This window comes from Meiothermus sp., from assembly GCF_026004075.1.
GTDB lineage: Bacteria > Deinococcota > Deinococci > Deinococcales > Thermaceae > Meiothermus.
On sequence record NZ_BPIK01000001.1, the window covers coordinates 1,096,593 to 1,108,429 of the forward strand.

Annotated in this window: 7 protein-coding genes and 1 CRISPR repeat array; all 7 genes read right to left on the reverse strand. The window is 62.8% G+C overall.

Going from position 1 to position 11,837, the window contains the following annotated elements; genetic code table 11:
* The 7 genes from cas7c to lysS all read right to left on the reverse strand — a co-directional run bounded on the left by cas7c (nucleotide 1) and on the right by lysS (nucleotide 11,627).
* A complete protein-coding gene (gene cas7c, locus Q0X18_RS05305) occupies nucleotides 1-978 on the reverse strand; it encodes a type I-C CRISPR-associated protein Cas7/Csd2 (protein WP_297559449.1) in 978 nt (325 codons plus the stop codon).
* A complete protein-coding gene (gene cas8c, locus Q0X18_RS05310; RefSeq protein ID WP_297559452.1) occupies nucleotides 975-2,822 on the reverse strand; it encodes a type I-C CRISPR-associated protein Cas8c/Csd1 in 1,848 nt (615 codons plus the stop codon). The genes cas7c and cas8c overlap by 4 nt, the downstream gene beginning before the upstream one ends.
* Nucleotides 2,822-3,565, reverse strand: coding sequence for a type I-C CRISPR-associated protein Cas5c (cas5c, locus tag Q0X18_RS05315; protein ID WP_297559455.1), 744 nt, complete (start codon nucleotides 3,563-3,565; stop codon nucleotides 2,822-2,824). The genes cas8c and cas5c overlap by 1 nt, the downstream gene beginning before the upstream one ends.
* 11 nt (nucleotides 3,566-3,576) lie before the next feature.
* Nucleotides 3,577-6,813 carry a CRISPR-associated endonuclease Cas3'' gene (locus tag Q0X18_RS05320; RefSeq protein ID WP_297559457.1) on the reverse strand — a complete coding sequence of 1,079 codons (3,237 nt, stop codon included), beginning with the start codon at nucleotides 6,811-6,813 and terminating at the stop codon, nucleotides 3,577-3,579.
* Between the two features lie 165 nt (nucleotides 6,814-6,978).
* The gene (locus Q0X18_RS05325; RefSeq protein WP_297559459.1) at nucleotides 6,979-8,571 is read right to left on the reverse strand and encodes a tetratricopeptide repeat protein; all 1,593 of its coding nucleotides are present in this window, start codon (nucleotides 8,569-8,571) and stop codon (nucleotides 6,979-6,981) included.
* Between the two features lie 45 nt (nucleotides 8,572-8,616).
* Nucleotides 8,617-8,766, reverse strand: coding sequence for a hypothetical protein (locus Q0X18_RS05330; protein ID WP_297559461.1), 150 nt, complete (start codon nucleotides 8,764-8,766; stop codon nucleotides 8,617-8,619).
* Between the two features lie 248 nt (nucleotides 8,767-9,014).
* Nucleotides 9,015-10,118: direct repeats of the CRISPR family, unit length 37 nt; unit sequence GTTGCACTCGGGCGAAAGCTCGAGTGAGGATTGAAAC.
* Entirely contained in the window at nucleotides 10,119-11,627 is a 1,509-nt protein-coding gene (gene lysS / locus Q0X18_RS05335; protein ID WP_297559464.1) for a lysine--tRNA ligase, read from the reverse strand.
* Between the last annotated feature and the right edge of the window lie 210 nt (nucleotides 11,628-11,837).

The window sequence follows — 11,837 nt, forward strand, 5'->3', positions numbered from 1 at the left end:
CTAGGCTCCCATCCAGGCATCCCAACTGGCCTCGTCCCACTCGGAAAGCTCGAGCATCCGCACCCCTTTGGGCAGTTGGGCGGGGTCGGCGGTAATCCGGTAATCGGAGAAGCTGCGCGGGGGCCTGCTCTCGTCCAACCGCTCCACCGAGACCACCTGCCCCAGCTCGAGCAGCCGGTGCGCAGGCGCACAGCCCAGCCGGGCCTGGCGCCGGTTCTGCTCGTCGTTATTGGGGTCGCCGTTGCCCACGTGCTTGAACAGGTACAGGCGGCGGGTCGCCATGTGGCCCTTGCTGGCGCTGCGGTCGTGCTCGAACATGTTCATGAGGGCTTCCACCAGCAGCTTCAGGTCGGCCTCGCTAAAGCCGGTTTGCTCGGCCAGGTGGGCGCTGATGAAGCCTTTAGCCATGTACAGCCCATAGGCCACCTGGCTTTTGCGCCCCATGGTGCGCAGCTTGTCCTCGGGCTGCTCGGCCTCCCAGCGCAGGTAATCTTCCAGGGTTTTGGCGTTTTTTACGTCCTCGGCCACCGCCCCACGGGTAATGCTGAACTCCGCCGGAAAGATGGGGTCGAGGCTCCGGGCGAAGGTGATCTGCACCGGCCCCCGCACCTGGCCGGCGTTGGCCCCGGTGCTCATCACCGCGCCAAAGGTGCGCACGTCGAAGAACTGCTCGCACATCCAGCGCCGCGCGGCCTCTACTTTGTCTTTGGTCTTGCTTCCGGTAAACCCGCCTTCGGTTTTTATGTGAGCCTCGAAGATGGGCCGGTTCAGGTTGGTGCCGTGCTGCACGAAGATGCTGGCCCCCGCCACCTGGGCGTAGTTACGGAGGCGCCGCTTCAGGGCCACGTCGCTCACCAGGCCGTGGCCGTCCTCGGGGTCGATGCGCGGGGCGTTGCCGCTGTCGGGGTCGCCGTTGGGGTTGCCGTCCTTGACGTCGAAAAACAGCAGGAACTCGTAGCGGTTCTGGATAGGGTTCATGTGCTCTCCTTTTCAGAATCAGATTTCTTGCGGCTGGCGGCCATCTGCTGGTAGTAGCCCAGGGCAAAAAGGCTCTGCTCTTCCAGGCTCAGGGTGCGCGGCAGGTTTTTACCCAGGGCTTTCCAGACCTCGGCGAGCTGGGTGTTGAACCAGTAGGCCAGGCCGGGTGCGTCTTTAGCCATCTTGGCCAGGTGGTGCTGCGAGAGCCGGGTCAGCCGGCCCAGCACCAGCGAGGGGGTGCTGGAAGCGGCCCCGTAGTAGCGCTGGATCACCCCGGCGTTGATCTCGGACTCGCTGGCGGCCTCCTGAATCTGGGCCAGGATGCACATCAAGCGGCCACAGTGGTAGGCCGGGCTGGGGTGGCTTAGGTCGAGTTCTGCACTCATCCGATAACCTCCTTTGCGGTTGTGGTAGGCCTTCAAAAGCCCCATGCGGGCGTAGATGCGCCCAAGGGCAGCAGCGTCGGGTTTCTGAGCCTTCAAGGCTTCGGTAAAAGCCCCGGTCATCACCTCGGCGGTGTGGGTCTCCATGATTTTGGCGACCGCTGCGTAGGGGATGGGCAGGCGGGGGTTGAGGGCGGCCCGCCAGAGGGGGGTCTGGAGCTGTTTGATGGGTTTGAGGTAGTCGTCGAAGTTTTGCTCGGGGGTTTTGGGCCGCTGGAGACTGAGGAAAAGCCGGTTGAGGCCGGGGGGGCTGGCAAGGCTCCCTCCGTCGCGCCGCACGATGGCGAGGTCGGAAAACCAGGCCGCTACTGCATGAATGAAGTCCTCGAGCTGCCCCATCTGCCAGTCGCGCAGCATCACCCGGCCCGAGGCCGGGCTCATGGCGGCGGAAAAGAAGCGGGCGCTCTGCAGAACGGGCGGGGCCTGGCCGGTTCGGAGGGCCTGTAAAACCCGACGGGCGCGCTCGAGGGCCTGTAGCTCCTGGGCCTCGTCTGCTGCAGGCGCGAAGAGGTCTTTGAAGAAGTCGTCTTCTTTTGGAATTTCCCGATCGTACCAGACCACCACCTTCATCTCGCCCAGGATCTCGGCTTTCTCCAGCAGGGCATCCAGCCCGGCCCGGTAGGCATTGGCGGCCTGCTCCTCCACCGCGGCGTTTTCCCCCTGCGAGAGGCCATAGGACTCAAAAGCCTCCTTGTCGTAGGTGACCAGGGCGTGCCCAAAGGCGCTCCCACCCAGCTTAGTCACCTTGGGGTGGGTGGAGGCGGGGGTCACCAGCGCACCGCTGGCGAACGAGGGCATGCGCCCTTCTGAGCCCGACTTGGGGAAAGCCTGGGTTCTGAACTGCCGCCACCAGTCGTGCCAGTCGGGGAAGTCCAGCACGCACCGGCCCTGAAGCCAAAAGGAGACTTTATCGGTGGGTTTGAGCTTTTCGGCCCCTCTTTTCTGGGCCTGGGCCTCGAGCTTCTGCAAAATTGTCTGCATCTGCTCCGGGTCGGACAGGGCCTGGGCAATGGGTTTTAGGAGCGGTACGTCGTTGGCGGCAAGCTGAATCAGCAGACGGAAGGTGGCCTGTTTTTGCAGGTTCCTGGCGTGCTCATCGGGCTTCCTGACCTGGCCGTTAGCGTCCCGCTCGGCCAGGCCAAACACCACCGCGCAGGTATCGGCCAGGAAGTGAGCGGCCTGCTCTACCGAATGCCCCTGGCCCCGCAGGTAGCCGGGAAGGCTAATCATATCGGGCTGGGAAAGGTCGGGCGCGGTTCTGGCCTGGTTTTCCAGCGGAATCAGCTCGGTGAAGGCCCCCTGCGGGCTTACCCCCACCAGCCAGCGGATTTCTTTGGTGGTAAAGCCCGGCTCGGCCAGCAACCCTTTTTGCTGGGTGTACGAGACCAACTGCGAAAGCATCACCCACCCCCTTTGCGAACCTGTGGGCTTTCGTAGGGGGGCACCTCGAGCACCCCCTGCACCACCTCGGCCTCGAACAGGCTGATGCTCGGTTTCTCGCCGCGGTCGGTACGCAGCGGGCGGCCTGGGCGCGAGAGGTCGAAGACGTCGTAAAGCATCCAGCCGATTTTTTCGTTGTAGGGCACCGGGGCGGCCCCTTCATCCTCCACCAGCCGGAAGTAGCCGGTAAACTCGCGGCAGCCCAGGTAGGGCTGGTAGATGCACTGGCCGGCTCGAGCCCGCCGGAGAAAACTCTGCTCGATTTTTTGCCGCAAAGCGGGGTCTTCGCGGTAGAGCACGGCCTGGGCGGTCAGGCGGTAGCGCACGTTTTTGAGGGCCATGGTCTGGCGCTGGGTGCGGCCCTTGGCACCACCGCTGGTCTCATCCCCCGAGGCGTCGGCGTACAGGGGCTCAAAGCGGCTGGGGTCTTTCATCCAGGCCTGGATGTTGCGCACGCTGGCCTTCTCCTTGACCTCGTTGCGCATCAGGCTGATGTAGCGCACCGGGCTCAGCACCTCGATGCGGCGCACCTGCCAGTACATCAGGGGCGTTTTGTGCTGGGGGTCGAAGTCGAGGTAGATGGCATCGAAGATACCACGCGCCGCGCTGGGGGTGATGATGGGGTAGCTGAAGCGCTCCACCTTGAACTCGGGCCGGGTGAAACAGGCCAGCTCTCCCCAGACTTCTAACTGAAAACTTCGCATCCAACCTCCTTTCAGACCACCAGCCCCGCGGCCCCTCCCTCCTGGGGTGTAAAGCCCAGCCGGGCGTCGTAGAGCGCGGGGTCGGCAGAGAGAAACCAGTCCGGGGCCTCGCCCCGCCCATAGCGCAGGAAGACCGTCTCCAGGAAGGGCGGGGGGCCATCTTGGGGCAGGAAGTAGGGCACGGTGTAGGGCCGGGCCCGGTGAATCCAGGCCGCGGAAATGCCCTGGTCGCGGGCCTCCTGCATCAGGGCCAGGGCTTCGTCGTTGTAGGGCACCACCACGTTTACCGCCGCCGACTCGATGATTCGGTAGCGCCGGGCCAGCTCGGCGTAGTTCTGGGTCTGAATCAAGGCCTCGATCTCGGGGTTGCTCACCTGCTGGAGCGCGTAGAGGCTCTGGTAGTAGCGGCGGAAGGTGGCGGGCTCGAGCGTGAGCGGCCCCTCGGCCTGCAAGGCGCGGGTAAGGGCGGCGGCCCGGCCGTAGGTCCGGTCGGGGTAGGCTTCCTCCTCGGGCAGGAAGACCACCAGCCGGCCCTGCGGGCGCAGGCCGTGCCGGTTGATGCGCCCGGCGGTCTGGGCGATGGCCTCGAGCGGCCCCAGGGCGCGATAGCCCACCGGGAAGTCCAGCTCCACCCCGGCTTCCACCACCTGGGTGGCTACCAGGCGGCAGGGCTGGCCCTGCTCGAGGCGGCGCTGTACCTCCTCGAGCACCCCCCGCCGGTGGGCCGGGCACAGGGCGGTGGACAGGTGGTAGAGCCCCTCGAGGTCGCGCGCCTGGGCCTCGTGGAACAGGGCGTAGGCCTGGCGCTTGAGGTTGAGCACGGCCAGCACCTGCGGCTCGGCCTCCAGCAGGGTAGCCAGGTGGGGCCAGGGGGTGGGGTTTTTCAGCCACCACTCGAGTTCTACCCGCTGGCTCTGGGCAAAAAGCTGTTCGGGTTCCGGCAGCATCTCCACCGGCTGCCAGCCCTGGGGCTCACCGCGCCGGATCTGCTCGTGCAGGGTGTCGAAGGCGGGCTGGGTAGCGGTGGAAAACACCACCACCGCCCCGTACTTCTCGCTGGCCAGGTGGGCCAGGGTTTTGAGGGTGGGCAGAGCCAGGTGGGTGGGCAGGGTCTGCACCTCGTCGAAAAGCAGCACGCTACCCGCCAGGTTGTGCAGTTTGCGGCAGGCCCCAGGGCGGTTGGCGTGCAGGCTTTCCAGAAGCTGCACGTGGGTGGTAAGGACGATGGGGGCCTCCCAGTTTTCGCTCAGGAGGCGGCGTTCGCGCTCCTGCAAGTCCTGCTCGTCGGAGAGTTCTCTGGAGAGGGGCCGGTAGGCCAGGCTGTGGTCTTCCAGGATGTAATGGGGCCCGAAGTCCTGGAACAGCTCGCGGTAGACTTTGGCGGTCTGGTCGAGGATGGAAAGATAGGGCAGCACCACCACAATCCGGCGTATGCGGGGGTCGCGCACGGCCCGCCGCAGGGCGAAGCGCAGCATGGCCAGGGTTTTGCCCAGGCCGGTGGGGGCGGTGAGGGTGAAGACCGAGGCGGCCTGTTCTGCTGCGCTTGCTGCGGCCTCGGCCACCAGCCTGCGCAGCTCGCGCGTTTTCTGGGGGATGTGGCCTGCCTGACCGAGCCGGGCCAGGTGGGCCTCGAGGCGCTCCAGGGCTTCCCTGGCCCGCAATTCCGGGGGTGCAGGACGGGCTTCAGGGCCTTTGATGTGGGCCTCGGTGTCCAGAAAATCGGCGTCCACCAGGGCCGAGAAGAGCATGCGGGTATCCAGCATGGCGGCCGCGCTGGCCGGCGGGGTGATGAGGGTACGGCTGGGCGGGGGCAGCTCGAGGCCGTCCTTCTGCAGGCGGGCTTTGAGCACCTCGAGGTCGGGCTCGCTCAGCCGCAAATCGGGGGGGAAGCCCTTTCCGTCCTCGCGTAGCTTCATCTCCTTCAGGCTTTCCTTAGCCCCGCTCTGCAACCCGATGTGGTGGCCCTGTACGGCCAGGGCCACCGCGGGCTGGCGGTACTCAAACAAGGCCAGGTGGGCCCCCGCCGACCAGTGGTCGAGGCCCTTTTCCCTGCCCTCGAGCCGGCGCTGGAACAGGTCGCCGTACTTGCCCAGGTCGTGCAGGCGGCCCGCCAGCCGGGCGTTTTCTTCCTCGCCAAAGGGCCGGGCCTTGGCCGCCGCCCGTTCGGCCACCTGGTGCAGGTGTTCCCGCAGGGGCTGCCAGCGGGCGGGGTTGGGGTGGGTGTGGGCCCAGTAGGTTCTGGAAACCAGGCCGGGCTGCCCGTACTGCTCGAGCACCGCCCGCGCCTCGGCCAGCCAGGCCCGCCGCAGGCTTTCTGGCTCCAGCACCTCCACCCTGGGCCCCCAGCTCTGAATCCAGGGTAGCAGCTCGAGGGGGAATCCTTCGGTATCGGTGCCAACGGTAATTTGAACGAGAGTGCTACCACCCTCGAGCTGCTCAAGGATCTGCAGGTTGGGGTAACCCCCCTCCCGGATGCGCTCGCTGGCCTCCGGGTTGAAGCGCAGCCGCACCTGCATGGGCGGTTCGCTGCGCACGATGCCCCAGGCGTTGGAGAGGTACTGGCTGGGGTCGAAGTCGTCGGGAATGGTGTAGGTTTCGTCCAGCAGGCGCGGACGCTGGATGCGCTCGAGCTTGTAGGTCTTGAGGTTCTCGAGGTAGTGCAGGCCCCGGCCATACAGCCGGTCTTTACCGATCACGTAAACCGCCATATTGGCCCGGGACACCTCGATGAAGTAGGTCTCGAGTTCAACCCGGATAACCCGCGCCTGGGGAAGACGGTACTCGAAGGCCACCACCTGCTGGTTGAGCCAGCCCTGGGTGAGGGTCTCGAGGTTGGCCCCGCTCAGGCTGGGGGGGCGCTGGTTCAGGGCCTCGGTGCTGCGCAGGGCGATGCTGCGCAGGGGCTCCGGCAGGTGTTTGGATAGTTTTCGCAAGGCTTCCTGGTAGGCTTTGTTGCTACCCGGCGCATGGTGCGCCAGCATACGCAAAGCCGCATGGGCGACCACGGTTTCGGTAAGGCTCAGCCGCTCCCGCACCTCGACCCAGTAGAGGCCCCGCAGCCGGTCGTGCCGGAACTCGAGCCCCAGCCGCTCGGCCAGGGCCTCGGCCTCGAGCAGGTAATCGAAGATGGCCCGTTCCCCAAGGCCCAGCTCTTTGCGCAGCTCGTGGGGCCGCCAGGCTTTCTGCTCGAGCAGCTCCAGCAGCCGGAGCAGCCTGTGGGCTTTGTTTTGATGGTACGTTGCTTCCATATCAGCGCCAGCAGCAAGGCTTGACTAGTAGCGTAAACCTTGCCGTCCAGCTCTCGTCCAGATGGATTTTTGTGCGCTCATTACTTGATAAAATATGAGTGTATTCATATCAAATAGCAAATAAAACCATCGAGCCCCTGTTGGCTGCCATCGCACCTGCTGATGTTAGATAACGTTCCACTGCTGCCGGTATTCTTCGATCCAGTTGCTGTAATAACCCGGCATGAACTCGAGCATCTGCCCCTGGTGGTCGAGGGGAGGCTCGGTTGGGAAGACCCACTCGCTTTCGGGGTCGAGGGTGTACATCCTCCCAGTGCTGCGCACGCTGTCCTTCCAGCCCAGGGCCATCCGCAGGGAATTGACCACTTCCCACAAGGCTTTACGGGGGTTCTTGCCGGGGGTGGCAATCTGATCCAACAAAACCTCGAGGCTGGCCGAACCCCCCTTTATCAACAAAAACACCAGCAACTCTCCGGCCTTGCTAACGGCTGGAAGTAGCACAGGCCGGCTATTGACCCGAACCTGCAAACGCCCATAGGGGTTCACCTCTACCCGGTAGCTCGCGCGCAAACTGGGTTCCGTACCCTGGATAGCCGATGCCAGCAGGGGAAAACAGCTCAGCTCTTCTCTGAACCAGAGGTTGTTGGTTTCCACAGAGGCCAGCCGGGCTTTGGCCTGGGCCAGGTCGCCCTTACGCCGCAGCCACTCGGCCTCGAGGATGCCCAGTACAATTTTATCCCGATCCCGCAGGGGAATGGTGCGAAGGTAGGGCAGGTTCTGCTCGAGGTACTCGAGGTGGCCCAGCATTAGGTAGGCCGCAGCGATGTCCAGCTCGAGCCAGCGCACCTCGGGGTTGATCCGGTGAGCCTGCAACAGCTTAGCCAGCCCCTCCTCAACCTGGCCCATAAGACGCAAGGTGTGACCCCAGCCCCACAGGGCCAGTTGGGTGTCGTCGGTATCGCCCTTGGCCTTGTAGGCCTCCTGGTAGGCTTGCAAGGCCCGCTGCAATTCGGCGAACATGCGCCGCACAATCCCCAGCCCCAGCAAAGCCCGGCTGCGGAAGCCGCGGGCCGCTTTTTTCTGGCTTATACGGAGCGCCTCTAAAAAATGTCGCTCGGCCTTGCCTGGCTCATTTTTGAGCAAAAGGTAGCCGATGTTGCTGTGCGTCCAGGCCAGATAATAAGGGTCGTTTTCAAGATAGATAAGGGCTTCGGCCCAGATTGCATGGGCTTGGGTATGCTGACCGCTGGCGTAAAAGTGCCAGCCATAATCCAGCAGCATGCGTCCCAGGGCGTTGCCCTGCAGATGTGCGCGGGCCTGCTCAAAGCATTTTTGCCATCCGGCCTGCTTAAGCCGGCCCATGGCCATACCCAGGCAGCGGTAGTAAAGGCCCTTATCGGGCACAGAAGCCTCGCAGAGGCTTTGAAGCACCTCCAAGGCCTGTTGGTTCTGGTTGAACTGAAGAAGGGCCCAGGCCTGATAAAGGTGCAGGCCATCGGTAGAGGTATTGGACTCGAACCAGGCCAGAACATCCTTTGGCTTTCGGGCTCGAGCCAGGGTTTGCAGGTAGATGCGCTGAAAGGTCAGCTCTTGCTGTAAGGGTTCCGGCACCCCCTCCAGCAGGTGCAAAAACCTTTCGGTTTGATAATAGGTTTGGTGCTGCTCGCTGGCATTTTGCAGCAGTTGTAGGGCCAGGTCGGCCCGGCCCTGCTCGACCAGAGCCTCTAAGTTTACCCTCAACAGCTCCAGATCCCTCACGCATTTTTCATCATACTAAGCTGTAGCTGGGCTGCCCAGCCCACCCTAGCCGCCAGCACAACACTTGGGCTGATCGCCATTGGCCTGCCAGTACACCGAAGCAGGCACCAAAACGGTTAACCCTCCCAACAACAGAACCAACGCAACCAACCAGCCGATTTGCTTTTTCCCGAGAGCAGAACGTGTCTTGTTCATGCCCCCAGCCTCGGGGCGGGGTATGCGCGGTTTGTGCAGCCTGAGGTAATCTGATGCCTAGAGAACTGCGCGAACCCCAAGCAAGTGCCAAAACCCAGGGGGGTTCGCGCAAGCCGAGAAATCGGCTAGGGGACATTGAAAACCCGCTTTCCCTCCACCTTCCCCCACCCCGCGTCGGAACCCTTTTTGGGGGGGTTCGCGCAAACGGCCTATTGAACCCCGTCCAGTACGCACGCTAGAATGAGGCCGTTGCACTCGGGCGAAAGCTCGAGTGAGGATTGAAACAATGGCCGGTGGCGCCATATTCCTCTAGCATGGTTGCACTCGGGCGAAAGCTCGAGTGAGGATTGAAACGCGCCTAGGCCTACACATTGCTAGGTCAGGGTTGCACTCGGGCGAAAGCTCGAGTGAGGATTGAAACCTAGCAAGTGCCTATCGGTTCACTTGCATATGCTCGTTGCACTCGGGCGAAAGCTCGAGTGAGGATTGAAACCTGACCTGGTGCGCTTCAGTCGCTTCGCCGTTCGTTGCACTCGGGCGAAAGCTCGAGTGAGGATTGAAACACTCGGTCACCCTGCGCTCGGCTCCACCCGTTGTTGCACTCGGGCGAAAGCTCGAGTGAGGATTGAAACGTAGGCCGGACCAGCCCGTTCAGGCTTGCCCCTCGGTTGCACTCGGGCGAAAGCTCGAGTGAGGATTGAAACTTCCGGCCCAGCCCTTCCGGGATCAGCCCCTGGATAGTTGCACTCGGGCGAAAGCTCGAGTGAGGATTGAAACCCTACCTGCCGTGCACCTTGGTCACACGTGGGCGTTGCACTCGGGCGAAAGCTCGAGTGAGGATTGAAACCAGATCCGCTTGCGCATCCCGACTCAGCACATCTGGTTGCACTCGGGCGAAAGCTCGAGTGAGGATTGAAACACCTCACTGATCAGCTCCAGTATGCTGTGGGCGGTTGCACTCGGGCGAAAGCTCGAGTGAGGATTGAAACGCCTCGGCCTCAGCCCCCACGGTCGAGGCATAGCCAGTTGCACTCGGGCGAAAGCTCGAGTGAGGATTGAAACCCAGATACCTACTTGCCTAGTTGGCGCCTCTCGAAGGTTGCACTCGGGCGAAAGCTCGAGTGAGGATTGAAACATTCACAATCTGGCAGGGTAGGTGTAGCCAGACACCGTTGCACTCGGGCGAAAGCTCGAGTGAGGATTGAAACTCCAGACAGCCCGGTCCACTTCACCAGCCGGAGCCGGTTGCACTCGGGCGAAAGCTCGAGTGAGGATTGAAACCAGATGCTTCATCTCCTTTTACCCGCAAAGCAGGGTTGCACTCGGGCGAAAGCTCGAGTGAGGATCGAAACTTAGTCCTGGTCTGTGGACTCGCTGGGGTCGGGGGTTTCTTTGCGCGGCTTGAGCAGGGGGAACAGGATCACATCGCGGATGCTCTCCTGATTGGTAAGCACCATCGCTAGTCGGTCTATGCCCAGGCCCATCCCGGCGGCGGGGGGCATGCCGTACTCGAGGGCCAGCAAAAAGTCTTCGTCAATTTCCGGCTCTTCGTCGTCGCCAGCTTCACGGCGCTTGGCCTGTTCCTGGAAACGGGCGCGCTGGTCGAGGGCGTCGTTGAGTTCGGAGTAAATAGGGGAGATCTCGAAGCCCGCCACAAACAGGTCGGCGCGCTCGGTGAGGTTGGCCTTGCTGGGGTCGCGGTGGCGCTTGACCAGGGGGCTGATGGCGAGGGGCACATCCACCACAAAGGTGGGCTGAATCAGGGTGTGCTCCACGTAGTGCCCAAACAGTTTGTCCAGCAGCTTATAGCTGGGTACGCTGCGCAGCTCGGGGTGCTTTTGATCGGCCCAGGTACGGAGGCGCTCGAGGTCGGTGGGGTCGAAGTCGAGGCCGGCTCGTTCCTTCAGCGTACCTATAAAATCGATGCGGCGGAAGGGCTTGGCAAAATCGATCTGGTGCTCACCGTAGCGCACCTGGGTGGTTCCAAAAAGGTGCTGCACCAGGCCCGAGAGCAGGTCTTCGACCAGGGCCATCATGTCGTTGTAGTCGGCATAGGCCCAGTAGGCTTCCAGCATGGTGAACTCGGGGTTGTGCTTGACCGAGATGCCCTCGTTGCGGTAGTTGCGGCCGATCTCGAAGACTTTCTCGAATCCCCCTACCAGCAGGCGCTTGAGGTGCAGCTCGAGGGCAATGCGCAGGTTGAACTCGTGATCGAGCGCGTTGTGGAAGGTTTTGAAGGGCTTGGCCTCGGTGCCGCCGGCGATGGCCTGCAGGGTAGGGCCTTCAACCTCCAAAAAGCCCCGCTGGTCGAAGAAATCGCGGATGTAGCGCACCATACGGCTGCGAATGCGAAACACCTCCCGCACCTCGGGGTTCTGGATCAGGTCGAGGTAGCGCTGGCGGTAGCGGGTTTCCACGTCGCGGATGCCGTGCCACTTGTCGGGCAGGGGGTGCAACGACTTGACCAGGGGGGTAAATTTCTTTACCTTGATGGTAATTTCGCCGGTTTTGGTGGTAAAAACCGTTCCCTCGACCCCTAAAATATCGCCGATGTCGAGCTTTTTAATCAGGTCGTAGTGCTCGGTAATGTCGCGGGCCAGGTAGAGCTGAATGCGCCCGCTCTGGTCTTGCAGGTGAGCAAAGCTGGCCTTGCCCATGTGGCGGAAGGTCATCAGGCGGCCGGCTACGCGCACCTCTTCCTCGGGCCACTCCTGCTGGGGGGCGGCCCCGGCGTGGGCGGCCAGAATCTGGGCGGCGTCGTGGGTCTTGGGGAAGCGGTAGGGAAAGCGCTCGAAGCCGGCTTCTGCGAGGGCCTCGAGGTTGGCTAGACGTTGTTGAGTTTGTTCGCTGTATTCAGGCATAGGCACATCCAGATTTTTCCAGTTTCGCAAAGCGCGTCATCAAACCTATCCATGGTACTGCTTTGTTAAGCTCGGTGGGTTTACCACGATTGAGTTATTTTGCCACCACTCGATGGCACACTAACCGAGGCTGATATTAGAGTCTAAGCCGCGCTATGCCAATTCGCAAAGCACGCCATAAAAAACGCCAACAGCTCGCACTGTTGGCGC